The organism is Nocardia sp. CA-135398 (assembly GCF_050955845.1).
Lineage (GTDB): Bacteria > Actinomycetota > Actinomycetes > Mycobacteriales > Mycobacteriaceae > Nocardia.
Genome location: NZ_CP192084.1, coordinates 5990241 through 6015384, shown reverse-complemented (window position 1 = coordinate 6015384; position 25144 = coordinate 5990241). Strand labels below are relative to the sequence as shown.

The following is a 25144-nucleotide window of genomic DNA, read 5'->3' as shown; positions in this document are numbered from 1 at the left end:
CTGGGATGCCCGTCAGTGTGCGGACGCCGTAGTCGCTGGTCGGTAAGCAGGAGCGAGCGGATGCGGCTCGCGGGTGAGAACTGCTAGGGCAGCGGCGACTTCATGAAGATGGGCTTTGACATAAGTGGCGGTGGTGCCGTGGGTTTTGCCTCGGTGGCCCGCGTATTCGCGGGCAACGGCGTAACTGAAGGTGCGTTCGACCCACGTCAGGGTTGTGTGGCGCAGCCAGTGTGCGGTGATACCTCGGCTTGCGACCCACGGCAGAGATTCACCGATTCGCTGCCAGAGATGGTCGTAGCGGCGGGAGGTTATCGGTTTGCCGTTGCGGTAGCGCAGCAGTCGCCCGGACTGTGGGCTGTGGCGTTCGGCCGCGTGAGCGAGCAGGTGCCGCATCAGGGTGGGGGAGACGGGCTGCCAGCGTTCGGTGGCGTCTTTCTCCCGCAGGTAGATCAGGCACATGTCGGGGTCGAGGTCGTGGGGGCTTAGGGCGAGCGCACCGCTACGGCGGCAGGCGGTTTCGATGTGCAGGCGCAGGATCAGTGAGTCGAGTTCGGGGTCGTCGCCGGTGGTGGCGGCGACCTGGCAGATCTCGGTGAGTTGGTGTGCTGGGATCGCGTAGCGGTGGGAGCGTTGCCGGGTCGGGATGCTCAGTCGTCGGGCTGGGTTGTCGGACGGGCGGATCCAGCCGTGGTCCTCGGCGTAGCGGTACACACAGCGTGTGGCTAAGACGAAATGCTCGGCGGCACTGGTGCCTCCGCGAGATGCACGATTCATCCGGCTCGACGCTTGGACCGCTTGGGCCATCTCGTCGAGACGGCGGTCGCGCCATAGTGTTTCGAGCCGGGTCAGCGGTGCACCGTAGGTGCCGCGGGTCCCCGCGGCGAGCGTCGCGCGGACCTGGGGGACGACCTCACCGAAGGTCGGAGCAGGGACACCAGCCGTGATCAGATCGGCGGGGGCGATCCCCATCTGGGAGAGCAGCAGCTTGGCGGCGGCCACCGTTTCCGCGTTCGCGGCGGGCTGGATGGACGTCGTCATGGGCGCACCGCCCCGGCGAGGTTCACGCTCGCGGCACAAAGCTCGTCCAGGGTGGCGCGAGGATGCACAACGAGGCGACTGGTGCCGCGGTGCCCGAGCAGCAGCACCTGATCGCCGACGAACAAGCACACCACCCGTCGCTGCCGATACGGGATGCGGAAGTAGCCCTCGCGGGTGACGATCGCCTGACCGTTCGCCTTCGGAGCGACGGTTAAGCCGTGATCCTCGGACTCGCCTCCGCGACGGGGCATCCCTTCCGCACCCAGCTCGACGACTTCGTCGACGTCCGTCCCCCCGTGGTTGCGCGAGCCGTCGACTACCTGCACGACCACGTCGCCGACCCGATCTCCGTCGCCGACGTCGCACGTCACTGCGGCATCAGCGTTCGGTCGCTGCAGGACGGCTTCCAGCGGCACATCGGCAGGTCCCCGTCCGCCTACCTCCGGACGCTGCGGATTCGGGGCGTCCACGACGAGCTCGTCGAGACGTCGCCGCAACAGGACACCGTCGCCGCCGTCGCCCACCGGTGGGGCTTCGTGCACCTGGGGCGGTTCGCGTCCCTCTACAGCGCCGAGTTCGGCGAGACGCCCTCGCAGACACTGCGCCGCGTCTACTGAGTCGCTGGCCTTCAGGACGGCGTTCGATCCGCGCATATCGGACAGCAGTCATGCGCGTTCCGGATCGGCTCTCGGGCGGCGACGCTTCTAACGTGTTCAACGACCGCTGTGGCGGACGCCACACCGCAGGACGGCAGAGCATATGCCGCTCCCGCGACGGACTGCGGACCCGAGCGCGGTCACCACTCGCCAGGAGGACCCGATGACTATCACCACATCCGCCGACGTGCCGGTTTCCGACTACGACCCCTACGACGACGCGAACCTGCTGGACCCGTGGGAGGGCTACCGCCAGCTGCGCGACGCGGGCCCGATCGTGTGGCTCCGGAAGTACGAGATGTACGCCGCCACCCGCTACTCGACCGTGCGCCGAGTGCTCGAGGACTGGCAGACGTGGTCGTCCGCGTATGGCGTGATGATGAACGACGAGATGAACCAGGTGCTCCGCGGGAACACCCTCTGCAGTGACGGCGCTGACCACGACGCCCTGCGCCGGGCGGTCATCCGACCGCTGCGTCCGACCTCGCTGAAGGCACTGAGCGACGACATCACGCGCGAGGCGGTGCTGATCACCGAGCGGCTGGTCGCGCGCGGCCGGTTCGACGCGGTAACCGAGCTCGCCCATCACCTCCCTCTCGCCGTGGTCTCCAACATGGTCGGCCTTCCCGAGGAGGGACGCGAGCACATGCTGGTGTGGGCCTCGGAGATGTTCAACTGCTTCGGCCCCCGCAACGAGAGGACCGTCTCCGCCTTCCCCGTGCTGGAGGAGATGGTCAACTACGCCGCCACCCAGGCGGTGCGCGGCAAGCTCAAGCCGGGCAGCTGGGCCGAGGCGCTGCACGACGCAGCCGACCGCGGCGAGGTGCCGCGCGAGGCCGTCCCGGTCATGATGATCGACTACATGGGCCCGAGCCTGGACACCACGATCTTCGCGATCGCCAATGCGGTGGACCTCTTCGCCCGCCACCCCGACCAGTGGGACCTCGTCCGTGCAGACCCGTCGCTGATCCCGGGAGCGGTCAACGAGGTGCTGCGCCTCGAGTCGCCGATCCAAGACTTCTCCCGCTACTCCGTGCAGGACTACGACCTCGAGGGCATCACCATCCCGGCCGGCTCCCGCGCGATCGCGTTCTACGGCGCGGGCAACCGCGACGAGCGTGAGTTCGTCGAACCGGACACCTTCGACGTGCGCCGCAACCCCCGCAACCACCTCGGCTTCGGGGCCGGCCCGCACCAGTGTGTCGGCATGAACCTGGCCCGGATGGAGATGAACGCACTCTTCACCGAGCTGGCGAGGCGTGTCGAGCGCTTCGAGATCCAGGACTCCCGGCGGAGCCTGCACAACATCCTGCGCGGCTTTGACAGGTTGGAGGTCACCGTCTCGTGAGCGAGGTCTCCCTATTTGTACGAGGCGAGGAGGCGACGGCGCAGATGCTGGATGTCGTGGTGGCAGGCTTGGAGCAAGTGGCAGACGGCGTCGTCGCCCTCACTCTCTCCTCGCCCGACGGTACGGACCTGCCCGCCTGGGAGCCGGGTGCCCACATAGACCTGCACCTGGGCGACGGCCTGATCCGGCAGTACTCCCTGTGCGGGGATCCGTCTGATCGCGCCAGTTGGCGCGTCGCCGTGCTGCTCGAGCCGGATGGAAGAGGAGGCTCGGCACGCGTCCACGCGCTGCGCTCGGGCGACCGCCTCGTCGCAGGCGAACCGCGCAATCACTTTCCCTTCCTCGACGGCGTCGATCGCTACGTGTTCGTCGCAGGGGGCATCGGCATCACGCCGCTGCTTCCGATGATCGCCGCCGCGGAGGCCGCGGGTGCCCTGTGGACACTGCACTACGGCGGACGGACCCGGGCTTCGATGGCGTATGTCGACGACCTCACCACCAGGTACGGCGACAAGGTTGTCGTACTGCCGCAGGACGAGGTCGGGCTGATCGACCTCGCGACAGTGCTGGCCCGACCCGCGCGGGGCGCGCTGGTCTATTGCTGCGGCCCGGAGCCCCTGCTGGCAGCGGTCGAGGAACGGACACAGGATTGGCCACGTGGGCTGGTGCACATGGAGCGATTCTCTGCCAAGGAGCAGGAGCCCTCGACGTCAGCCGACTTCGAGGTCGAGTTCCGCGCCTCCGGACGTACCGCCATCGTCCCGGCCGGGGTCAGCATCCTCGAGGTAGCCCAAGCCGCCGGCATCCCGGTCGAGTTCTCCTGTGGCGACGGCATCTGCGGCACGTGCGAGACGCTCGTGCTCGAGGGTGTTCCCGAGCATCGGGACTCCGTGCTCAGCCCGGCCGAGCAGGAAAGCAACGAGGTCATGATGATCTGCTGCTCGCGGTCTCGCTCGGTCCGCCTCGTCCTGGACCTGTGAGGCGGCGACTCTCCTGCCGCCCTCAGCAGCCGCCACACTCTCCTTCACTTGTCTTAAACGGACCCCGCGCATGCCCGATGACACTGCCCTCTCCGAACTCACCGCCTCAGCATGTGGGTGACACTGAAGCCGTCGACGGCGCCGTCGAGGGCTTCGCCCACCACGGCTCGCCGCCACGTCGTCGGGTGAGATCCTCTCCTTCCACGCCGGTCGGTTGGTCGTCTTCGGACCGGACGGCGACGTGCGCCGCACCCTGGCCGTCGGACTCACCGAGGGCCACGGCCTGACCGTCGTCGAGGACAACGGACGCGAGTCGCTGTGGATTGCCGACCCGGGCTTCGCGATCGCGTGCGGAACCGGCGCTGGCGACGGCAAGCTTCCGCCGACCTTCGGTACCGGTCTCGACCTGACGGTGGCTCCTGGTCGCGTCGTCCGGGTCTCTCTTGAGGACGCCATTGAAAGAGAGCTGCCGACACCACCGCACCTCGATGACGCGCCCGGCCCATTCTCGCCCTACGCGCCGACCAGCGTGGCGGTCGACGAGCCCGGCTTCAGTGGGCGGCGACATCTGGGTGGCAGACGGCTACGGAAGCAACGCGGTGCACCGGTTCGACGCGTCCGGACGCCATCTCCTGACTCTGACCGGCGCGGAGGGGCCGGTCGCTTCGACTGCCCCCACGCGGTCTTCATCCACCGCCGAGAGGGCCGCAATCCCGATGCGAGACCGTCAACGTCGGCGCGGGCCCGGTCCCCGACCAGCTCGAACATCTGCTCGGAGCACCCGAGGTGGACGCCGCCGTCGACGCGGTCGGCTTCGAGGCGCGCAGCCAGGGCCACGGTGCCGGCGCAGCGGATGGCACGCGTTCCCGGTGCGTCTTGGTGGGCCCGTCGGCGAAGCAGCCCAAACTGGACGCTCACCAGCAGTGACAGCGGTCACCACAACGCTGCCATTCAATGGGATGGTGGTGGTGACGCCAGTCACTTGCGACCGACAATCTGCGCAGGTCCATCGCAGTCTCGCCGCCGATCGTCCGCGTCGGCCGCTACAACTTTCGATCGTGAAGGCGAACCTATGACACGGCGCGCATCCCAGCCCACCACCCTTTGCGAGGCGTTCCAGCGCGTCGCTGTCATCGATCCCCACGCCGTTGCCGTGCGCAATGTCGGCGGCTCCCAGACCCTGACCTGGGGCGAGTACGCCGACAAGGTCCGCCTCGTGGCGGCAGGCCTGGCCAGCCTCGGCGTCGCGCGGGGTGACACCGTGGCTCTGATGATGTCCAACCGGATCGAGTTCTATCCGGTCGATGTCGGGGCACAGCACCTCGGCGCGACGTCGTTCTCCGTCTACAACACCTTGGCAGCCGAGCAGCTGGAGTACGTCCTCTCCAATGCTGGCAACAAAGTTGTCGTGTGCGAGCCACAGTACGTCGAGGTGATCCGCGCCTCCCGAGTCCCGATCGACCACCTCATCGTGCTCGACGAAACCGTCGACGGCGCGATCACCCTTGACGACCTGATGGCGCGCGGATCTGCCAACACCACCTTCGACTTCGAGGCGACCTGGCAGGCGGTGCAGCCCGACGACGTCGTCACGCTCATCTACACCTCAGGCACGACCGGCAACCCCAAGGGCGTCGAGATGACGCACTCCAACATCGCCTTCGAGTGCGCCGCGGTGACGTCCGTGCTCCCTGTCAAGTTCGGGGACCGGATTACGTCTTTCCTCCCGTCGGCGCACATTGCCGACCGGTGGAGCGCGCTCTATCTGCAGATGTGGGCTGGGATCCAGATCACCGTCGTACCCGACTCGCGCCAGATTGCCGCCGCCCTCCCCGACTGCCGGCCGACCATCTGGGGCGCCGTGCCGCGGGTGTGGGAGAAACTCAAAGCAGCCATCGAGAACATCGTCGCCACCGAGCCCGACGAACAACGCCGTCAAGGCATGCAGTGGGCCTTCGCCGTCGCGTCCCGCAAGGCGCGGGCGGACCTCGCTGGCGAGCCGGTCTCCGACGAGTTGGCTGCGGAGTACGCCAAGGCCGACGCCACCGTGCTGTCGCCGGTGCGGGCCAAGCTCGGCTTGGATCAACTGGGGTGGGCTATCTCGGGGGCCGCTCCCATCCCGGCTGAGACGCTCGCGTTCTTCGGCGGTCTTAGGGTGCCGATCACCGAGATCTGGGGAATGTCGGAGCTCTCGTGCATCTGCAGCGTCGTGCCGCCGGCCGAGTACCGGCTCGGGACTATCGGCAAGATCGTCCCCGGCATGGAGGCCCGGATCGCCGACGACGGAGAGTTGCTGGTCCGCGGGCCGCTGCTGATGAAGGGCTATCGCAAGGAGCCCGCCAAGACCGCCGAGGCCATCGACTCCGACGGATGGCTGGCGACCGGCGACGTGGTGACGATGGACTCCGACGGCTACCTCAGGATCATCGACCGCAAGAAGGAGCTGATCATCAACGCGGCCGGCAAGAACATCTCACCGGCCAACGTCGAGAACGTCATCAAGGCCGCCACTCCACTAGTCGGCGGCGTCGTCAGCATCGGCGACGCTCGCGCATACATGACGGCCTTGGTCACCCTTGACGCCGAGGCCGCCGCCGCGTACGCCGCGCGCCGAGGTCTGCCGGACGTGTCGGCCAAGGCACTCGCCGAAGATCCCGAGGTCGTCGCCGCGATCTGCGCCGGTGTCTCTGCCGGTAACGCGAAACTATCCCGGGTCGAGCAGATCAAACGGTTCCGGATCCTGCCCACCTTCTGGGAGCCGGGTGGCGACGAGCTCACGCTCACCATGAAGGTGCGGCGGAAGCCGATCCATCAAAAGTACGCCGCCGAGATCGCCGAGCTCTATTCCGCAACACCCGGCCCCGGGGTACTCGAACCGACGGCGGCCAGCTGACGCTTACGCGCGATCTTCCCGATTGGAAGAGATACCTCGAGGCGCCGTTCGATGCGGTGGTGGCGACGATCAGCGAAGAGAGCAACAGTGACTGACGTCGCCCCGATCGTGGGTTTCGAGCGCCCTCCATCAACCCTCCGGATTCGGCCTGAACGTGAGGGGAGCGGTCGGCTGAAGCGGAACCGATAGCGAGGACTCCTCCTTGTCGACACGGAGGATCCGGCGGCATCCCGCAACGTTCGGTAGCGGTCTGCAAGGCGCCGATCGAACCCAGAGGGTTGAGGTTCAAATCCCCGCGCTACTCGCCGAGGCCCGCGATCGTTCAGCGTCTCCCACCAACCAGCGCATTGCCCGGCGCCCCCGCAGCCGATCGCCGACCACGTCCAAATGGCACCGAGACCGGGGCACCGTGGACGGTTCGGTCGCGCGGGGCCCAAGGATGCCGGTGGGGCTATATTCAGGTAGCTCGTCGAAGGAGGGCCAAGTTGGCCAGATCTACCTCTGGGGAGTCGGTCCTGGAACGCGTCGTGCGCATCCTTGATGCGTTCGGGCCAGACACCCCGGCGCTGCAGGTCTCGCAGATCGCCACGCGAGCCAAGCTCCCTCTCTCGACCGCCTCGCGCATGGTCGACGAGCTCATCGACCAGGGCTTGTTGCGGCGCGATGCCCACCGCCAGGTGCGAATTGGTGTCCGCCTTTGGGAGCTCGGCCAGCGCGCCTCACCCACGCTTGGGCTGCGCGAGGCAGCTCTGCCGTTCATGCAGGACCTGCACGCGGTCATCGGCCACCACGTTCAGATAGGTGTGCTGCAAAACGACGAGGTGCTCTTCATTGAACGACTGAGTGCACGCAGCTCGGTCATCAACATCACCCGCATCGCCGGACGGCTCTCCCTCCACGCCTCCTCCTCCGGGCTGGTCCTGCTTGCACACGCAGGGCGCACCCTGCAGCAGCGCATCCTGAACTCTCCGATGGAGCGCTTCACCGACGCGACCATCACCACCGAGGCAGCACTGCGTTCCGAACTAGCCCGCATCCGACGCGATGGCTACGCATTCTGCCCCGGCTACATCCACCCGGACGCCGCCGGCATCGCCGCCCCCATCCGGGACAGCAGAAACCGCGTCATCGCAGCGCTTTCGGTCGTCGTACCGAACGACGACGCCGCGTGTTCACACATCCCCGCGCTGCTCGCTGCGGCACGGGGAATCCACCGCGTCTTGGTGGGCCCGTCGGCGGAGCAGCCCAAATTGGAAGCTCACGAGCAGTGACAGCGGTCACCACGATGCAGCCATTCAATGGGATGGTGGTGGCGACGCCAGTCACAGGCGAGCGACAGTCTACCCATGTCCATCGCAGTCTCGCCCGGTCGTGCGGTCGCATCGACCGCTACGACGTTAGTCGTGGCCTCCAAACGCATCGTCGCCGACGGGGTCGCCCAGCTCACGCTGCGTGATCCCAGCGGTGCGCGGCTGCCGGACTGGGCGCCCGGAGCGCACATCGACCTTGTACTGACCACGCCCGACGGCTCGCAGTACTCACGGCAGTACTCCTTGTGCGGCGACCGATGGGACGCCTCGACCTACCAAATCGCGGTCCTCCGTGAACCCGCCGGCCGCGGAGGCTCCGCGCTGGTTCACGACCACCTCGCCGAAGGAGACCTCGTTGGCGTCGGTGGCCCGCGCAACAACTTCGCCCTGGTTCCGGCCGACCGGTACCTCTTCATTGCGGGCGGCATCGGGATCACTCCCATCCTCCCGATGGTTGCTGCAGCTGAACGACTCGGTGCCAGCTGGCAGCTGGTCTACGGCGGACGTACGCGCGCCTCGATGGCGTACCTGCCCGAGCTCCAGACCTATGAAGATCGGGTCCAGGTGTGCCCGCAAGACGAGTTCGGCCTGCTGGACCTGGCCGCTGCACTCACGGACTTCGAGCACGGCACCGGCAAGGTTTACTGCTGCGGGCCCGCGCCCCTCCTGGATGCGCTGGCCTCGGCGACGCACGAGTGGCCAGCCGGAGCAGTGCGAACCGAGCGCTTCGTACCGAAAGAACAGGAGGCTCCGGCGCGTACGACCTCGTTCGTCGTCGACCTCGCCAGGACTGGCGGATCTGTGACGGTCGAGCCCGGTGTGTCGATTCTCGACGCCCTCGACCGTCATGGAGTGAACGTTCTGTCCTCGTGTCGGGAGGGCACGTGCGGAACCTGTTTGACAACCGTCCTCGAGGGCGCGCCGGACCACCGCGATTCGCTCCTCTCCGACGCCGAGCGGGAAAGCGGTGACTGCATGTTCGTCTGTGTATCGCGCTCCATCGGTGACCGACTCGTGCTGGACCTGTGAGGAGAGAGTCATGACTATTCCGAATCTAGAGCCTGCTCGGCTCTCGCTCGAGGCCGCGGAGCCACTCGACGGCCCCGGGGGCGTTCCGACAATCGACGCCGACCCGTTCGGGCACGACATCCTCGAGGACCCGTCGGAGTTCCACGAGCAGCTGCGTGGGGCCGGCCGGGTCGTCTACCTGTCCCGCTACGACGTGTTCGCGATGGGGCGCTACGCCGACGTCCGGGCTGCGCTCGTCGATTGGCAGTCGTTCCAGTCCGCAGCAGGAGTGGGCCTCAGCAACTTCAAGTACGAGAAGCCATGGCGGCCGCCGAGCCTGCTGCTGGAGACCGATCCGCCGCACCACGACGCACCACGCGTCGTGCTCTCCTCGATCCTGTCGGTTCGTGCCCTCCGAAAGCTCCGGGACAGCTGGATGGCTGACGCCGAGCAGCTGGTCGGTGACCTGGCCGAACGAGCGACCGGCAAGGTGCTGGAGATCGACGGGTACGCTGACCTGGCGGCCGCGTTCCCCATACGAGTGTTCCCCGACGCGGTAGGCATCGGAAAAGAAGGCCGCGAGAACCTTCTGCCGTACGGCGACCACCTGTTCAACGCCTTCGGTCCGAGCAACGACCTGGTCCAGAAGGGCGCGGACCGCATCGGCGTCATCTCCGCATGGGTCAACGCACAGTGCGCCCGCGACGCCCTAACCGCCGGTGGGTTCGGCGAGGCCATCTGGGCGGCGGCTGACCGCGGCGACATTACTCACGAGCAAGCACCCGTCATCGTCCGCTCACTGCTCTCCGCAGGCGTCGACACCACCGTGCACGGCATCGCGGCTGTTCTCCACGCCTTCGCCAGCCACCCGCACGAATGGGACGCACTCAGAGCCGACCGCGACCGCATCCGCGTCGCCTTCGACGAAGCCGTTCGCTGGGAATCCCCCGTACAGACGTTCTTCCGCACCGCCACCACAGACGTCCAGATCGGCGACGTCACCATCCCGGAGGGACGAAAGATTCTGATGTTCCTCGGAGCCGCCAACCGCGACCCGCGCCGCTGGGACAACCCCGACGTGTACGACCTCGCCCGAGACCCCTCCGGGCACGTGGGCTTCGGCATGGGCATACACCAGTGCGTGGGACAGCACGTAGCTCGGCTCGAAGCCGAGGCGCTGTTGCACGCCCTTCTCGACCGCGTGTGCCGCATCGAGATCGCTGAGACGCCTGAACGTCACCACAACAACACGCTCCGAGCGTGGAAGTCGATCCCGCTGCGGATCCACCTCAGCTGACTCCCTATGGGGGATCGCCTGTCAAGCGGGTCTCTTGTTCACCTGGGCGCCGGGTGCCGCTGAGGATCGTTGGTGGGGAAGGTCGCCCCGTAGCAACGGTCTTGCTGGGACTGTTTCGGGGCCTTCCCCGTCTTCTTGCTGCGGCGTCGGGCCCGGGCCTCGGGTGGGACGGTCCAGTGTTCGGCGACGAGGTTCTCAGCCCCTTGGCGCACAAACACGCATTGGCAGTCATCCACGGGCAGCGCATGAAACGTGAGAAGCGAGCGGGCGGTTAGCTCATCGGCAGCATGACTGTGCGGGAAGGAAACGGCTGAGGAGGGAGGTGTGCGTCGGTGATCTCGAAGGCTGGAAACTCTGCGGCCAAACGGCGGCCGCGGAGTCGGCGTGCCATGATCCTCGACGCGGCCCTCGACACCTTCGCGCACGGCGGCTATCACGGGACATCCATGGCCGATATCGCTGCGGCGGTGGGAATCTCGGCTCCGGCGTTGTACCGGCATTTCCGCAACAAGCGGCAGCTGCTGGCGCAATGCCTGCTCGCCGGTCTCGACGGCACTCTCGCCCGGCTCGAGGCCGCCCACCGCGCCGACGAATCCGGTGCGAGCGTGCCGGTGGAACTGGTGCGGGTCGCGCTCGAATTGCGTGAACTCCCCAGGCTGTGGCAGTTGGAGTTTCGCAATCTCACGCCCGAGGAACCGAGCGGCGGTTCTGGTCCGTGCGTCCCGGCTCACGGGCTATCTACGGCGCTGGATCCGGGGCCGTCGACCGGAGCTGGGCACCGCGAACATCGAGCTGCTGAGCTGGTGTGTACTGTCGGTCGCTGTCAGCCCGGCCTATCACCGGACCGAGCTGCCCGCGCCGATCGCGGCTCGGGTTCTCGATTCCGTTGTCTCCACGATGATCTGGACCCCTTTGCCGGAACCTCCCACAGGTGTGGTGACCAGACCGACAGGCATCGATGGTGCCAATACCGAACTGAACCGGGCTCTTCGGTCGGAACGTATGCTCGCCGAGGCGGCCAAACTGTTCAGCACCCGCGGCTACGCCGCCGTCGGGATCGAAGACATCGGCGCGGCGGTCGGCGTTTCCGGACCCGCTTTGTACTACCACTTCTCGAGCAAGGCCGAGGTTCTCGACAGGATCGTGCGGAGGCAGGACGAGTGGTTGCAGCTGGCGGTCATGCGGGCGGTTTCGGACACCCGTAGCGCCGAGGCGTCGATGCGTTCGCTGATGCGCAGCTTTGCCCGCTTCGGAGTCGATGAGCCCGACCTGCTGGCCATCACGGTGAGCGAGACCCGTCATCTGCCCGCTGACGCGGTGCAGCGGGTGCGTCTGGACGGCATCGCCCAGTGGAGTCGCATGCTGCAGGCTGCCCGGCCCGAGCTTCCGGCTGCGGTGGCGCGCTTGCTGATTCGGGCTTCCACCACCGTCGTCATCGACGCGGTGCGCAATCCGCGCCTGCGTCGCCGGAGCGATCTCGTCGACGTGTTGGTCGCCGTCGGTGCGCGTATCGGAGAGGCGCCGATCGGCTAACGCGCACCGGCCCAGTGAATTACGCCACTTAGCGGCCATTCACTTATTGGTTCGAATTGCCTGCTACCTGTGCGCAAAAGGATTGAATGCCGTAACCGTCTTACTTAGCGGTCATTAACAGTTGATTGTCAGGCTGTTGATCGTGATCCAAGGTGGCCGGTGAGCGATCAAATCTGTGCGCTCTGCTGCGACTCGTGCGGTAATCCTCCGCTTCTTCTCGAAAGGTGGCGCCGTGGGCCATTACAAGAGCAATGTCCGCGATCTCGAATTCAACCTGTTCGAGCTGTTCGGTCTCGATGTCGTCCTGGACGCCGGTGCCTTCGGGGACCTCGACCCGGACGTCGCCCGGACCATGCTGACCGAGGCCGCGCGACTGGCAGCGGGGCCGGTGGCGGCGCCGTTCGCTGAAACCGACCGCACTCCACCGGTTTTCGATCCGCGGACCCACTCGGTGCGGTTGCCGGAGACGTTCAAGCGTGCTGTGCGTGCGTGGTACGACGTCGAGTACTGGCGGGTCGGCAAGGCCGAGGGGATCGGCGGCGTGGCAGCGCCCGCCATGCTCGCCTGGGCGTTGAGCGAGTTCGTGCTCGGCGCACAGCCGGCCGCGTACATGTATCTGACAGGCCCGATGATCGCGAATGTCGTGCACGGCGTCGGCACCGAGCAGCAGCGGCACTGGGCCAAGCTGATGGTGGACCGCAACTGGGGCGCGACCATGGTACTCACCGAGCCCGACGCAGGGTCGGACGTCGGCGCCGGACGTACCAAGGCGATCCGGCAGGACGACGGCTCCTGGCATGTCGAGGGCGTCAAGCGCTTCATCACCGGCGCGGACTCGGACGATCTGTTCGAGAACATCGCACATCTGGTGCTGGCACGGCCCGAAGGCGCGGGCCCCGGCACCAAGGGGTTGTCACTGTTCTTCGTGCCGAAGTTCCACTTCGATCCCGAGACCGGCGAGCCGGGCGAACGCAACGGAGTCTTCGTCACCAATGTCGAGCACAAGATGGGCTTGAAAGCGTCGGCGACCTGCGAACTGACCTTCGGCGACCACGGCACGCCCGCCGTGGGCTGGCTGGTGGGTGAAGAGCACGACGGCATCGCCCAAATGTTCAAGGTGATCGAGGAAGCCCGGATGATGGTGGGCACCAAGGCAATCGCCACCTTGTCCACCGGCTACCTGAACGCGCTCGACTACGCGAAACAACGAGTCCAGGGCGCCGACTTGACCCGGCAGGCCGAGAAAACCGCCCCGAAGGTGACCATCATCCACCACCCGGACGTGCGGCGCTCACTGCAACTGCAGAAGGCGTACGCCGAAGGGCTGCGCTCGATCTACCTCTACACCGCCGGGCACCAGGACGATGCGGTGGCCCAGCATCTTTCGGGCGCGGATCCGGAACTCGCCGCCGCGGTCAATGATCTGCTGCTGCCGATCGTGAAGGGCGTCGGCTCCGAACGTGCGTACCAGTATCTCGCCGAATCGCTACAGACGCTGGGCGGCTCGGGCTTCCTGCAGGACTACCCGATCGAGCAGTACATTCGCGACTCGAAGATCGACTCGTTGTACGAGGGCACCACGGCGATCCAGGCGCAGGACTTCTTCTTCCGCAAGATCGCCCGCAATCGCGGTGTCGCACTGGCGCATGTGCTGGGGCAGGTCCGTGCCACCGCCGAATCCGAGAGCTGGGCACAGCTGAAGGTGGCCCGGGAGCTGCTGGCGACGGCGGCGGATCGGGTGCAGGACATGGCGGGTGCGTTGACCGGCTACCTCTTGGCCGCGCAGGAACAGCCCGACGAGTTGTACAAGGTCGGCCTGGGTTCGGTCCGGTTCCTACTGGCGGTCGGTGATCTGCTGGTGGCCTGGAGACTGCTCGTCGGAGCCGAAACGGCCCTTGCCGCACTGGATTCCGATCCTGCCGACTCCGATCGTGCGTTCTACGACGGCAAGGTCGCCACGGCGACCTTCTTCGCCCAGCAGATTCTGCCGCGCCTGGACGCTGACAGCGCGATCATTTCGGATCTCGACGGTGAGATCATGACCCTCGACGAGGACGCGTTCTGACACGAGCAGAGCCAGTTCTGCGACGAAACCCTCGGAACGCCCGAGGGTTTCGTCGTTTTCGACTCGAAGTCCTCCACACGGCACACCCGTCAGATCATCTCGAGTCCAAGGTCGGCGCAACGGTGGCGCAAGGTGTCGAGCCCGAACGCATCGACGGCACCCACGACACCGGGGGTGAATACCCTGAGATCAGATATTTGCTACCGATCGGTGAGTCGTCTCTCCCGCAGGTCATCAGAGAGTCGGCCTTGGCATTACGGTCGTGCGGGAACCTGCGAGGAATTCGTATCGGTCTATGGCAGCCGGATATTCGGCAACGGTGCCTGAACTCCTCGGATCTGGCTGTCAGTCTCCATCGCCCGGGCTGATGCCTCTGTCGAGAAGACCGATGACGGTCGCAAGGAGCAGTTCCATGCGGTGACCCTTGGCGCGCAGCCGATCGGCGCGCCAGTTCAGGGCCAGCACGCCGTTCATCACTGCCCACAGCACGGTCGAGGTGAGCTCGGGATCGAGGTCGGCGGCGATGGTTCCGTCGGTGATTCCATCGGCGAGCGCGGAGGCGAGTTTCGTGTTCTGTTCTTCGATGAGATCGGCGACGCGTGCGAGCGCGCGTGGTTCGTTGGGCGGGTCGATGAGCAGCCGGAATTGGTGTGGTCGTTCGGCGGCGAACCGGGCGTATGCCTCGGCTGCTCGCAGGATCCGTGCCCGGGGCGACCCGGGCGCGGCGTAGGCGTCGTCCATGTACTGGCGGTTCTGTTCCAGCGCTCGTTCGGCGACCGCGATCAGCAAGGCCGAGCGCCCGCCGATCCGGTTGTAGATGGTCTGTACCGCGACGTCGGCCCGCTCGGCGACGGCCTCCAGGGTGAGGGCGTCGGCTCCGTGGGCGAGGACGAGGCTTTCGGCGGCGTCGACGATCGCTTGCTGGGTGGCTGCGGCCCGTCGTGCCGTTCGTGTCATGCCTGCGGAGTCCATGCGCCCACTGTACGGCCAGCATGGAGCGGCCTCCATTGTTGGAATGCCTTCCATTTTTGGAACCTATCCCATATATTGTGTGGTGCCGGTCATAGTCGACCGGTGAGAGCAAAGGAGTTAGCCGATGGGTGATCGCCTCGAAGTCCGGTTCCCGTCCGGCCCCGCGGGGCTGGAGTGCGCTGCGTGGCTGTATCTGCCGGCCGGCGGTCCGGCCCCGATCATTGTCATGGCACATGGTCTGGGCGGTATCCGCGAGATGCGGCTCGACGCCTACGCCGAGCGTTTCCGTGCCGCCGGGTATGCCTGCCTGGTTTTCGACTACCGGCACTTCGGGGCCAGCGACGGCACGCCACGCCAGCTGATCGACATTCGTGAGCAGCTCGCGGACTGGGCCGCGGCGATCGCGTTCGCACGCTCGCTGGACGTGGTGGACACGAGCCGCATCGTGTTGTGGGGAACGTCCTTCGGTGGCGGACACGTCCTGGTGGCCGCTGCTGCCGATGGCGACATCGCGGCGGTGGTCGCGCAGTGTCCTTTCACCGACGGTTTCGCCTCCGTACTGGCGATGCCGCCTTCGAACGCTCTGCGTGTCACCGCGCGAGCGGTGCGCGATCTGATCGGGTCGTATGTGGGCAGGGAGCCGGTAATGATCGCCACGGCGGGGCGGCCGGGTTCGACCGCGCTGATGGCGTCGCCGGATTCGGAGCCGGGCTATCTGGCGTTGGTGCCGGACTCGGCGCCGTTCGCCAACGAAGTCGCGGCCCGGGTCGCATTGTCTATCACTCTGCACAGCCCGGGGCGTAGCGCCGCGAAGGTGAGCTGCCCGATCATGTTCGCCATCTGTGAACAGGATGCGGTCGCACCGGCGAAAGCCACTCTGCGCCATGCGAGTAAGGCTCCCCGTGGGGAGATCGCGCTGTATCCCGTAGGGCATTTCGACATCTACGTCGGTGACTGGTTCGAGCGCGTCGTCGCCGACCAGATCGCGTTCCTGCACGCTCACGTCGCATCGCGCGTCACCGTCGAGGAGTCCGAACGATGACCCGCTATCCACTCGCAGGCCGCACGGTCGCGTTGACGGGTTCCACCGGTGGGCTCGGCAGTGAATTGGCCCGAGCCTTGCGTGCCCGCGGAGCGAACCTGGCACTGCTGGATATCGACGTCGATAACGTGCGTGCGCAAGCGGCCGCGCTCGGTACTGCGCGTCAGGCTCGCGGTTGGCATGCCGATGTCCGCGACATGACCGGCCTGACCGAGGCGATGAACGCGGCCACCGAGCATTTCGGCGGTCTCGATGTCGTCATCGCCAATGCCGGAATCGACACCATGGCTCCCATGGCCACTCTGGATCCCGCGGCCTTCGAACGTGTCGTCGACATCAACCTCACCGGTGTGTGGCGCACCTTTCGCGCCGGGCTGCCCGGCGTGCAGGCCAATCACGGCTATCTGTTGGCGATTTCTTCGATGGCCGCGTTCGTCCACTCCCCGTTGCAAGCGCCGTATACGGCCACCAAAGCCGGTGTCTGGGCGATGTGTGACAGCATCCGCCTCGAACTGCGCCATCGGGGTGTCGGAGTCGGCAGCGTGCACCCGACCTTCTTCCGCACCCCGATGATGGACGACGTCATCGCCGATCCCGCCGGTCGAGTGCTGTGGGGCGGCAATGAGAAAGGGCTGTTCAAGATGGTGCCCAGCGCCACGGTCGTGCGCGGCATCGTGCGCGGCATCGAACGGCGCTCCGAGCTGATCGTGGTGCCGAAACGCAACTCGCTCATCGCCAAAGCGCCCGGCCTCTTCCGTCCGGTGCTGGACCGCGTCGCCTGGAAGGACACCACCATCGCCCACGCCACCGAACTGGCCGCTCCGGCCGGTTGGCACGACCACCGAGCTATCGACCGCCATACCGCAACCGCGGACTGACCCAAGGGAGAAGACGTTGTCCGAGATCTGGCCCCTCGCCGGAAAGACGATCCTCATCACCGGCGCAGCCGGCGGCATCGGTGCCGCCAGCGCCATCGCACTCCACACCCGCGGCGCCAACGTCGTGCTCACCGACATACACCTGGATGGTGTGGAGCGGCTCGCTGATCGGCTGGGTGGGAGCCGCGTGCTGCCTCTCGCACTCGATGTCACAGACCCCGACAGCCTGACGGACGCGGTCGAGCAGTCGGTGGAGAAATTCGGCGGCATCGACGTCACCTTCGCCAACGCGGGTATCGCCGCTGCCACGCCCAGCACCATCTTCACCAGCGACCCAACCGAATTCGAGCGCATCATCGAGGTCAACCTGCTCGGTGTGGTCCGGACCGTGCGTGCGACGCTGCCCCAGATCGTCGCAAGCAAGGGCCATGTGCTCGTCACGGCCTCGGTCTACGCGTACTTCAACGGAACGATCAACGCCGCGTATGCCATGTCCAAAGCCGGTGTCGAACAATTCGGCCGGGCACTTCGCACCGAACTCGCCGTGCACGGAGCCACTGCGGGCGTGCTGTATCCGGGCTGGGTGCGTACGCCGATCGCGCAGAGCGCCTTCGGTGGCAACGATCTCGTCACCGCGATGCGTCGGCAGCTCTATCCTCGTTTCCTCGCGGAGGCGATCGAGCCCGAGACCGTCGCCGCTCGTATCGTGGAAGGCCTCGAATCGCGGTCTCCACGCATCATGGTTCCCAGTAGGTGGGCGCCGATCTCCGCGCTGCGCGGCGTGGTCAACCCGTTGACGGACTGGGCTCTCGAGCGCAATTCGCAACTGCGAGAACAGCTACGACAGCTCGAACAAAGGGCTCAGTCGAGTATCCGACCCGGGCAAGGTAGCGAAAGCACGCAAAGCGGCCGAGAAACTCGGTCCGCCTCTCCAGCCGCACAGTAGGGCGCCGATTCGCTCGGATTGCGCGGCGGTGGCTCGACCATCTGCACGTAGTAGATCCGGGCCAGCTGGGGGTCTTGGTGTCGGGCGTTGTCGGCGGCCCGGATCAGGGTGGTGCGCAGCAGCGAGGAGCCGGCCTTGGACATGGTTGGCCCTTGCGGTCGGTGTCGCCTGTTTCGGATGCCTTGGGCACAAGCCCGGTGTAGGAGCGAAAGGCCTTGCCGTTGGGGAACCGGGTCGGGTCCCCGATCGCGGCGACCAAGGGCGGGCCCGCTGATCTGGCCACGCCGGGCAGGCTGCGGGCCAGCTCGAGCGGATCGACCCAGTAAGGCTTGGCCGCAGCTCGCCCTGTCGAGCATGACTACGCAGAGTCCGTCCGGTTGCGTATCCGCGGCGCTCGCCGTTCTACGGCGCCACCAGTCGTTGATCTTGGACGACGGCAGCGATTGCTCACACCATTCTCATTGAATGAAAGAACGGTGGTGTATTGAGTGCCGGAATGGTTGCCTTTGCGAGCGCGGCGATTGTTACTGGCCATCCGCCAAGGCGAACCTTTGATCGAGTAGGAAATGCCCATGCGTAGAGTTATTTTCGATGCCGACCACGAAGCCTTCCGCAAAACGGTGCGTTCGTTCATCGAGGCGGAGGTGGTGCCGGTATATGAGCAGTGGTGTGCGGCTGGGATCGTTCCGCGCGAGTTCGCATATAAGATAGCGGAATTGGGCCTGTTCGGCGTCGAGGTACCCGAACAATACGGCGGCGCGGGTGTCGAATCGTTCAAGTTCGCCGCCATCGTTACTGAGGAAATCCACCGCGCAGGTGTGAGCTTCGGCGGCCTGGTTTCCCACAATTATTTGTGTCTACCGTATCTGACCAAGCTCGCCGACGAGGAGCAGAAGCAACGATGGTTGCCCACCTTCGTCACAGGTGAGACCATATTCGCCATTGCGATGACCGAACCGGGCACCGGCTCGGATCTGGCCGGAATGCACACTACCGCAAAGCTTTCCGAAGACGGAACACACTACGTACTCAACGGCGCCAAGACGTTCATCTCGGGAGGGATGAACGCCGATCGCGTGATCGTCTGCGCGCGAACCGCACCTCCCAAGGACAACGATCGCCGCTATGGCATATCGCTACTCGTGGTCGACGCCCCGGGATTCACTGTGGGCCGCAAACTGGACAAGATAGGACTGCATGTCTGGGACACAGTAGAGCTGAACTTCACCGATGTCAGGGTGCCAGCTGAGAATCTGATCGGCGAACAGAACCGAGGCTTCGACAACCTCGGCCAGAACCTTCCCCGAGAGCGTCTCTCGATCGCCGTCGAGGCCTATGCGCAGGCCAAAGCCGCCGTGCAGTTCGCAGCGGACTACACGCGGCAGCGGCGGGTGTTCGGCCAGCTCGTGGCCGACTTTCAGAACACCAAATTCGAACTGGCGGCGTGCCAGGCCGACGTCGACGCGGCCGAGGCCGTCGTGGACCGCGCAATCGAGGCATATGATTCCGACTCGCTGACTCCCGCAGACGCGGCATCGGTGAAACTGTTCTGCACCGAAGTGTCGGCGCGGGTGGTCGACCGTTGCCTGCAGCTGCACGGGGGCTACGGCTACATCACTGAGTATCCGATCGCACGCTTGTATGCCGATAACCGTGTCAATCGCATCGTCGGCGGCACGAGCGAGGTCATGAAGACGATCATCGCCAAGAACATGGGACTTTGAGCCGCGATACCGGCACAGGGTACCGCGGATGCTGCATCGCGCGCAGTCCGGCCGACATCACGCGGTGACCACCCTCTATCCGGCTACGACACGCTCAGACATTCGCTGGCGTCCGGTCGTACACCATCCTGCTGGACTTAACCAGAATCGACTGGTGATTGTGTGGCATCCAGTGCCTCGATGGCCTCGCGGCACCAGTCAGCCCAGGCGCGTTCTATTGCCAGCCCCGCCTTGAGGACCGTGTGCCTAATCTTCTCGGCGTCGGTGCCAGTGGCCGAGAAGTCACGCTCTTCGATCTGTCGATAGGTCGCGTACGTCTTTTCATGTACCTCGAGATGGTGTGCCACTTCATCGCGAACGTCCTCGAAGGACCCGATCGCGGCCGCGGCGCGCAATCGCACCATCAAGGCCTCCCTTGGTGGAGTCGGCTGAGAGATTTCACCTACCCACTCGCGCAGGGCAGCGGTTCCCTCACGCGTGATCGAGAACCACTTGGGCTGACCACGTCCAGGGGCCTCGAGCTGGGCAACCTCGGCGACCAGGCCGCCGGTGCTGAGTCGATCCAACTCGCGATAGATCTGCTGGTGTGTGGCCGACCAGAAGTAGCCGAACGATCGGTCGAAGCGCCGAGCGAGCTCGATGCCAGTCGATTCGCGTTCGGCCAATGCGGTCAGGATCGCAAACTGCAGTGTCACCGGCCCATGATAGAGAGCATCAACCGGGCAGATCGCGGACCGGGTCACGGCTGTCGCCTGCCAGCGTGATGATCAGACGACTTCCTCACGAAGCGCATGAAAGCTACGTCCATGTGACGAGTGGCACACGTTTATGCAACTAGTTGCATAAACGTCAGGGCGGCGATATCTTCGGGCGCAGCGCACTGCTTGCGTGGCCTATCCGCTGCGAGACGAATTCTTCGAAGGACCCGCCATGGCCGTACCCGCTCTTTCTGGCCGCTTCACACCCGCCACTAGGCAATCGGTGCGATGGGCAGGGGGTACTGCATCTGACGACCGAATACCTCAACACACGTAAGCAATTCGGCGTCACGCTCGGCCACTTCATGCGCAGGCTCACCGTTATCGACCATCTCCTCGGAGACCAGCGCTACCACTTGGCATCACTTAGCACGCCGTGCGAGACCACGACCTCGTCGAAGCAATCTGAAACAACGAGAAAGGCATCCAGATGACAACGGTGTCCGTTGTGGCCAGCTCCACGGAGGGCGGCGTATCGACTGTTCGGCTGTGTAGGCCGCGCAGCCTCAACAGCCTGAACCTCGAGGCCAAGACCCAACTGTTGACCGCTCTGAACACCGCCGGTGGCGACCCGAATGTTCGCGCTGTGGTGATCACCGGAACCGGAAAGGCCTTTTGCGTCGGCCAGGATCTCAATGAAATGCAGTCCGGCGAGCAGAGCGTCTCACCAGGCGACGCGGTCAGGGAGCACTACATCCCGATCATCCGAGCGATCACGACCATGCCGAAACCCGTGATCGCGGCGATCAATGGGACGGCCGCGGGAGCGGGGTTGTCACTGGCGCTTGCCGCCGATATCCGCATAGCCGCCGACTCGGCAAGGTTTACTACCGCATTCGCCGGGATCGGACTGGCCTGCGACACCGGGATCTCCTGGACACTACCTCGCGTGATCGGGCACGCAGCGGCCCTCGATCTACTATTACGCCCTCGACTCATCCCGGCGGCAGACGCGCTGCGCCTCGGTCTCGTTCATCAGGTGGTCAACGACGAGGATTTCAGCGATATTGTTCGCGACACTGCCGCTGAATTCGCCGCGGGGCCGACCGTAGCGCTGGCGTCGATCAAGGCCGCGGTGAACCGAGCTGCCACCTCGACACTCGACGATGCCCTCGAGTTCGAAGCGACGCAGATTACTCTCACGAGTGCTTCACTCGATCACAAGATCGGCGTCGAGGCACTTTTGGCTAAAAGTAAGCCGCAGTTCACCGGCCGCTGAGCTACGAGGCACGTACACAATGCTTTCGCGGGGATCGAAACTTTCGACTTACTCGGCTGCGAAATACAACATCGGCAACAGGTATTGTGCTGCGGCGAACCGCGAAATCGGGGATTAGTTCAGGAAACCGGGTCGTGATTGACATCGCCCGAGATGAGCGTGTCGGCACCACGGTCAGATATAAGAGATAGCCGTCTTCGTCCAGGTGGCCGATATCGCCGCTTGGTGAGGGCCGAGAAGGGACACTCAGCCGAGGAAAATGGCAGGACGCAAAGCAGCTCCGCGGGGGACATCGTGCGGAAGCTGCGCCGTGTCGACGAGGCTGATCGCCGCCGGTAAGACCGGTGAAGAGGTAGCCGCCGAGATCGGGGTGTCGACGGCGACGTTGTACAACTGGCGCCGCCAGTACGGTGGCGTGGACACCGAGGCGGCCAAGGGGTCAAGGAGATGCGCGAGCAGAACGCCCAGTTGAAGCGGCTGCTGGCGGATGCGGAGCTGGAGAAGGAATTGACCGTTGACAATATTCCTCTCATTCAATGGAAAGTCGCTCCTTTGCGAGGCGACGGCGGTCCAAGCTAGAGGCAAGATTTTCAGCACCCGATGATTAGTGGGTGGGAAACGCTTTTCGGTGTGGCGCGTCTGGATCCATGGAAGGGTCTCTTTCGTTCCCGCAGCAGTAGTGGCGCGTGGCTTAGCTTTCACCCCGTTCAACGCGGCTCGCCTGCTTGCGACGAGAGGCGACGACGCCCGTGGGCGGCAATCAAATCATTCGCCCAAAGTCAATTCGGCACCACTGGGAATGTTCTCGGCGAACGCGATTCACCGTAAACGAAGGGCATCACTGTGACAGAGCAAACCATCACCGACACCGCAGTCGGTATCGTCGGCGCCGGTCCTGCGGGACTGATGTTGTCGCATCTGCTGGCTTTAGCCGGCATCGACTCCGTTGCAATCGATATCCGCACTCGTCAGGAGATCGAGCAATCTCATCGTGCCGGAATCCTCGAGCGCGACAGTGTCGATATGCTCGTGAACAGTGGAGTCTCTCGCGTGTTGCGTGACGGGCATGAGCACAAGGGCATTGACCTGCGCTTTGCCGGAGAGAGCCACCGTATCGACTTTCAAGGATTGGTTGGCGCTTCCACCTGGCTTTACCCGCAGACCGACGTGTTCGTCGACTTGGCTGATGCCAGACAGCGAGATGGTGGTGATGTCCGTTTCGGGGTGACTGGAACCGAGGTGCTCGATCTTACCGAACCCCGTCCACGTATCCGTTTCACCGACGCCGATGGTAGGCGGCACGAGCTCAGATGTCGCTATATCGTCGGTGCAGACGGGTCGCGGAGTCACTGTCGGTTCGTGGTTCCGGAGTCGCACCGGCGGTGGTACTTCCGTGAGTACCCGTTCGCATGGTTCGGCATCTTGGCCGAAGCGCCCCCGAGTGCGCCCGAGCTCGTCTATGCCCGATCGGATCGCGGGTTTGCGCTGATAAGTCAACGCACGGAAACTCTGCAACGCATGTACTTCCAGTGTGACGTCACCGAGAATATCGACGACTGGTCCGATGACCGGATCTGGCACGAGTTGCAAGCCCGTGTCGCCGGTGCGGATGGATTCAGTTTGCGAGAAGGTCCGATCATCGAGAAATCCGTCCTGCCATTCCGCAGCTTCGTCCACGAACCGATGAGGTACGGCAACATGCTGCTTGCCGGTGATGCCGCCCACACGGTGCCACCGACGGGAGCCAAAGGACTAAATCTTGCCCTCGCTGATGTCCGAATCCTCGCCGAATTGCTCGGCCGCGCGATCGGTGAGAACGATCCACGAGCATTGGAGCAGTACAGCTCGCGCGCACTCTCGCGGGTATGGAAGGCGCAACAGTTTTCTTATTGGATGACAACGATGTTGCATCGACTGCCCGAAGCCACGGATTTCGATGACCGTCGCCAGATCGGCGAGTTGGAGGCACTGGTTGGGTCGGATGCTGGGTCGCGGTACCTCGCAGAGGCTTACACAGGCTGGCCCGACTCGGAAAGATCCGAAGGCACACCGCGCCGCGGGTCGCCCGATCGTCCGCTTGTTCTCGGCTCGAGGTGACACCACAATCAAATGGGTGACCGGAATTCGACCGAGTCCGTCATTCGTGCATCGCCGACGCTCGGCCTCCGCCCGAACCACGTTGCGTGGCGGAGAAATTGCACATAGTCGTCGGACACGGCGTGTCGTTGAGCGCGCTTGACGACGAAATGATGCACCGACCTGTTATGAGATGAGTTCATCGACCATGGATTCGGCCCCGTCTCGGCGACCGCGGTCGGTGGTATCCAGTGTGTGAGGTGATCATGACGCGTGCAGGCCTGCGGCCACCCACAGTGATCGAGTGATCGGACATCGGCCGGTGAAGTGGTGCCGGACAATCTGCACCACGAGGCAGCGACCCTGCGACCGCCGGTGGCCGCGGGCGCGACGGTCTGCACACGGAGGGGACGGACTCGGCCTCGAGCCTTGTTTTAATCGACTGATTAACTACGGCTGTATCCGGAGTGTTATGGCGAGCAGGACCAGGATGACCGCCTCCGAACGGAGCGAGCAGGTGCTCGGCGTGGCGATCTCCGCATTCGCCGAATCCGGTTACACCGCCACCGGGACCGATGAGATCGCTCGGCGCGCCGGTGTCTCACAGCCGTACGTCATCCGCCTGTTCGGCACCAAACAGAACCTCTTCGAGGCCGCCTTGCACCGAGTGTGCGACCGGATCGAGGAGATCTTCCGTATGGCACGGTCGAAGGAGGTGCCCGAAGCAGACCCCGATGCGGCCCTGGCAGCGCTAGCCAGCGGCTACAGTCTCTTCCTGGCTGAACGAGAACTGCTCCAACTGCTGCTGCATGGCTTCGCGGCCAGCACTGCCCCGGCGATCGGCGACCAAGTCAGGGCCCGCCTGGGCGGGATCTACTACTTGATCCGCGACCTGACCGGAGCGCCAGAAACCGAGGCGCGTCGCTTCCTCGCCACCAGAATGCTGCTCACCGGGATGAGCGCGACGCACGTGGCGGGACCGGACGCAGTGCCCGCCGCCTGGGCGCAGGAGATCCTCCGGAACCTCAGCACACAAGGCGGCTAACATCCAAGTGGCTTCGCGTTGCAGGCCAGCTGTTGTGGGTCATGAGCATTTCGCTGAGATCTATGGGGCGTCGTTGTCGAAGGAGACCGTGTCCCGGATCACCGACGCGGTGGTCGCGGAGATGCAGGAGTGGTTGAGCCGGCCGCTCGACGAGGTGTATGTTGTGTGCTCACCGAGATCCGCAACCGCGGCACCAAGGACGTGTTCTTCCTGGTCTGCGACGGCCTGAAAAGGCCTGCCGGAGGTGGTGGGGAACGTGTGGCCGCTGGCCACGGTCCAGACCTGCATCATCCACTTGATCCGCAACACCTTCCGGCTGGCCGGCCGCCAGCACTGGGTGCGCATCGTGTCTCAAC

General features: G+C 65.2%; 22 protein-coding genes and 2 pseudogenes. 19 read left to right on the top strand and 5 right to left on the bottom strand.

Annotated elements, in window-relative coordinates:
- Positions 1-12: 12 nt before the first annotated feature.
- Positions 13-1038, bottom strand: a complete 1026-nt coding sequence (locus ACQP1T_RS26500) for a tyrosine-type recombinase/integrase (protein WP_433755781.1) — start codon at positions 1036-1038, stop codon at positions 13-15.
- Positions 1035-1289 (bottom strand): hypothetical protein, encoded by a 255-nt coding sequence (locus tag ACQP1T_RS26495; RefSeq protein ID WP_433755780.1) that lies wholly within the window; start codon positions 1287-1289, stop codon positions 1035-1037. The genes ACQP1T_RS26500 and ACQP1T_RS26495 overlap by 4 nt, the downstream gene beginning before the upstream one ends.
- Here ACQP1T_RS26495 and ACQP1T_RS26490 point away from each other — a divergent pair.
- The 10 genes and pseudogenes from ACQP1T_RS26490 (at position 1257) to ACQP1T_RS26445 (ending at position 14128) form a co-directional block, all read left to right on the top strand.
- A complete protein-coding gene (locus tag ACQP1T_RS26490; protein ID WP_433755779.1) occupies positions 1257-1655 on the top strand; it encodes a helix-turn-helix transcriptional regulator in 399 nt (132 codons plus the stop codon). The two genes, ACQP1T_RS26495 and ACQP1T_RS26490, sit on opposite strands and share 33 nt — an antisense overlap.
- Positions 1656-1857: 202 nt before the next feature.
- Positions 1858-3042: a cytochrome P450 gene (locus ACQP1T_RS26485; RefSeq protein ID WP_433755778.1), complete on the top strand. Its 1185-nt coding sequence runs from the start codon at positions 1858-1860 to the stop codon at positions 3040-3042.
- A gap of 44 nt (positions 3043-3086) precedes the next feature.
- Entirely contained in the window at positions 3087-4022 is a 936-nt protein-coding gene (locus ACQP1T_RS26480) for a PDR/VanB family oxidoreductase (RefSeq protein WP_433762368.1), read from the top strand.
- 1072 nt (positions 4023-5094) lie between these two features.
- Complete coding sequence (gene fadD11, locus ACQP1T_RS26475) at positions 5095-6915, top strand: fatty acid--CoA ligase FadD11 (protein WP_433755777.1); 1821 nt, start codon at positions 5095-5097, stop codon at positions 6913-6915.
- A 485-nt stretch (positions 6916-7400) separates the two neighbouring features.
- A complete protein-coding gene (locus ACQP1T_RS26470; protein WP_433755776.1) occupies positions 7401-8186 on the top strand; it encodes an IclR family transcriptional regulator in 786 nt (261 codons plus the stop codon).
- Positions 8187-8267: 81 nt separating this feature from the next.
- Positions 8268-9254 (top strand): PDR/VanB family oxidoreductase, encoded by a 987-nt coding sequence (locus tag ACQP1T_RS26465; RefSeq protein WP_433762366.1) that lies wholly within the window; start codon positions 8268-8270, stop codon positions 9252-9254.
- A complete protein-coding gene (locus tag ACQP1T_RS26460; RefSeq protein ID WP_433755775.1) occupies positions 9229-10530 on the top strand; it encodes a cytochrome P450 in 1302 nt (433 codons plus the stop codon). Before ACQP1T_RS26465 ends, ACQP1T_RS26460 begins: the two co-directional genes overlap by 26 nt.
- 389 nt (positions 10531-10919) lie before the next feature.
- Positions 10920-11048, top strand: a pseudogene (locus ACQP1T_RS26455) (helix-turn-helix domain-containing protein); the annotation flags it as partial.
- Positions 11049-11532: 484 nt separating this feature from the next.
- On the top strand, positions 11533-12063 hold the full coding sequence (locus ACQP1T_RS26450) for a TetR/AcrR family transcriptional regulator (RefSeq protein WP_433755774.1): 531 nt from the start codon (positions 11533-11535) through the stop codon (positions 12061-12063).
- Positions 12064-12295: 232 nt separating this feature from the next.
- Positions 12296-14128 (top strand): acyl-CoA dehydrogenase, encoded by a 1833-nt coding sequence (locus ACQP1T_RS26445; protein ID WP_433755773.1) that lies wholly within the window; start codon positions 12296-12298, stop codon positions 14126-14128.
- A 345-nt stretch (positions 14129-14473) separates the two neighbouring features.
- On the opposite strand, the gene ACQP1T_RS26440 is transcribed toward ACQP1T_RS26445, so the two are convergent.
- Positions 14474-15085, bottom strand: a complete 612-nt coding sequence (locus ACQP1T_RS26440; protein WP_433762365.1) for a TetR/AcrR family transcriptional regulator — start codon at positions 15083-15085, stop codon at positions 14474-14476.
- A 139-nt stretch (positions 15086-15224) separates the two neighbouring features.
- Here ACQP1T_RS26440 and ACQP1T_RS26435 point away from each other — a divergent pair, with 139 nt between their 5' ends.
- The 3 genes from ACQP1T_RS26435 to ACQP1T_RS26425 are packed head-to-tail and all read left to right on the top strand — an operon-like array spanning position 15225 to position 17966.
- The gene (locus ACQP1T_RS26435; protein ID WP_433755772.1) at positions 15225-16142 is read left to right on the top strand and encodes an alpha/beta hydrolase; all 918 of its coding nucleotides are present in this window, start codon (positions 15225-15227) and stop codon (positions 16140-16142) included.
- The gene (locus tag ACQP1T_RS26430; protein WP_433755771.1) at positions 16139-17020 is read left to right on the top strand and encodes an SDR family NAD(P)-dependent oxidoreductase; all 882 of its coding nucleotides are present in this window, start codon (positions 16139-16141) and stop codon (positions 17018-17020) included. The genes ACQP1T_RS26435 and ACQP1T_RS26430 overlap by 4 nt, the downstream gene beginning before the upstream one ends.
- A gap of 16 nt (positions 17021-17036) precedes the next feature.
- On the top strand, positions 17037-17966 hold the full coding sequence (locus ACQP1T_RS26425) for a short-chain dehydrogenase/reductase (RefSeq protein WP_433755770.1): 930 nt from the start codon (positions 17037-17039) through the stop codon (positions 17964-17966).
- Positions 17967-18069: 103 nt separating this feature from the next.
- On the opposite strand, the gene ACQP1T_RS26420 is transcribed toward ACQP1T_RS26425, so the two are convergent.
- Positions 18070-18270, bottom strand: coding sequence for a transposase (locus ACQP1T_RS26420; RefSeq protein ID WP_433762364.1), 201 nt, complete (start codon positions 18268-18270; stop codon positions 18070-18072).
- Positions 18271-18538: 268 nt separating this feature from the next.
- Between ACQP1T_RS26420 and ACQP1T_RS26415 the strand changes: the two genes are divergently transcribed.
- Positions 18539-19690 (top strand): acyl-CoA dehydrogenase family protein, encoded by a 1152-nt coding sequence (locus ACQP1T_RS26415; RefSeq protein WP_433755769.1) that lies wholly within the window; start codon positions 18539-18541, stop codon positions 19688-19690.
- Positions 19691-19827: 137 nt separating this feature from the next.
- On the opposite strand, the gene ACQP1T_RS26410 is transcribed toward ACQP1T_RS26415, so the two are convergent.
- Positions 19828-20433 carry a PadR family transcriptional regulator gene (locus ACQP1T_RS26410; protein ID WP_433755768.1) on the bottom strand — a complete coding sequence of 202 codons (606 nt, stop codon included), beginning with the start codon at positions 20431-20433 and terminating at the stop codon, positions 19828-19830.
- A gap of 445 nt (positions 20434-20878) precedes the next feature.
- On the opposite strand from ACQP1T_RS26410, the gene ACQP1T_RS26405 reads away from it, so the two are divergent.
- The 5 genes and pseudogenes from ACQP1T_RS26405 to ACQP1T_RS26385 form a co-directional block, all read left to right on the top strand.
- Positions 20879-21667, top strand: coding sequence for an enoyl-CoA hydratase/isomerase family protein (locus tag ACQP1T_RS26405; RefSeq protein WP_433755767.1), 789 nt, complete (start codon positions 20879-20881; stop codon positions 21665-21667).
- A 259-nt stretch (positions 21668-21926) separates the two neighbouring features.
- Positions 21927-22139 (top strand): transposase, encoded by a 213-nt coding sequence (locus ACQP1T_RS26400; RefSeq protein WP_433755766.1) that lies wholly within the window; start codon positions 21927-21929, stop codon positions 22137-22139.
- Positions 22140-22510: 371 nt separating this feature from the next.
- Entirely contained in the window at positions 22511-23764 is a 1254-nt protein-coding gene (locus ACQP1T_RS26395; RefSeq protein WP_433755765.1) for a 4-hydroxybenzoate 3-monooxygenase, read from the top strand.
- Between the two features lie 469 nt (positions 23765-24233).
- The gene (locus ACQP1T_RS26390; protein WP_433755764.1) at positions 24234-24788 is read left to right on the top strand and encodes a TetR/AcrR family transcriptional regulator; all 555 of its coding nucleotides are present in this window, start codon (positions 24234-24236) and stop codon (positions 24786-24788) included.
- Positions 24789-24834: 46 nt separating this feature from the next.
- Positions 24835-25125 (top strand): annotated as a pseudogene (locus ACQP1T_RS26385) (transposase); the annotation flags it as partial.
- Positions 25126-25144 lie beyond the last annotated feature (19 nt).

What these genes read in the sequence shown, in the direction of transcription:
- ACQP1T_RS26430 (WP_433755771.1), top strand. Translation starts at nt 16,139, where the DNA reads ATGACCCGCTATCCACTCGCAGGCCGCACGGTCGCGTTGACGGGTTCC.
- ACQP1T_RS26415 (WP_433755769.1), top strand. Translation starts at nt 18,539, where the DNA reads ATGCGTAGAGTTATTTTCGATGCCGACCACGAAGCCTTCCGCAAAACG.
- ACQP1T_RS26485 (WP_433755778.1), top strand. Translation starts at nt 1,858, where the DNA reads ATGACTATCACCACATCCGCCGACGTGCCGGTTTCCGACTACGACCCC.
- ACQP1T_RS26440 (WP_433762365.1), bottom strand. Translation starts at nt 15,085, where the DNA reads ATGACACGAACGGCACGACGGGCCGCAGCCACCCAGCAAGCGATCGTC.
- ACQP1T_RS26500 (WP_433755781.1), bottom strand. Translation starts at nt 1,038, where the DNA reads ATGACGACGTCCATCCAGCCCGCCGCGAACGCGGAAACGGTGGCCGCC.
- ACQP1T_RS26405 (WP_433755767.1), top strand. Translation starts at nt 20,879, where the DNA reads ATGACAACGGTGTCCGTTGTGGCCAGCTCCACGGAGGGCGGCGTATCG.
- ACQP1T_RS26400 (WP_433755766.1), top strand. Translation starts at nt 21,927, where the DNA reads ATGGCAGGACGCAAAGCAGCTCCGCGGGGGACATCGTGCGGAAGCTGC.
- fadD11 (WP_433755777.1), top strand. Translation starts at nt 5,095, where the DNA reads ATGACACGGCGCGCATCCCAGCCCACCACCCTTTGCGAGGCGTTCCAG.
- ACQP1T_RS26390 (WP_433755764.1), top strand. Translation starts at nt 24,234, where the DNA reads ATGACCGCCTCCGAACGGAGCGAGCAGGTGCTCGGCGTGGCGATCTCC.
- ACQP1T_RS26450 (WP_433755774.1), top strand. Translation starts at nt 11,533, where the DNA reads ATGCTCGCCGAGGCGGCCAAACTGTTCAGCACCCGCGGCTACGCCGCC.
- ACQP1T_RS26495 (WP_433755780.1), bottom strand. Translation starts at nt 1,289, where the DNA reads ATGCCCCGTCGCGGAGGCGAGTCCGAGGATCACGGCTTAACCGTCGCT.
- ACQP1T_RS26480 (WP_433762368.1), top strand. Translation starts at nt 3,087, where the DNA reads ATGCTGGATGTCGTGGTGGCAGGCTTGGAGCAAGTGGCAGACGGCGTC.
- ACQP1T_RS26435 (WP_433755772.1), top strand. Translation starts at nt 15,225, where the DNA reads ATGGGTGATCGCCTCGAAGTCCGGTTCCCGTCCGGCCCCGCGGGGCTG.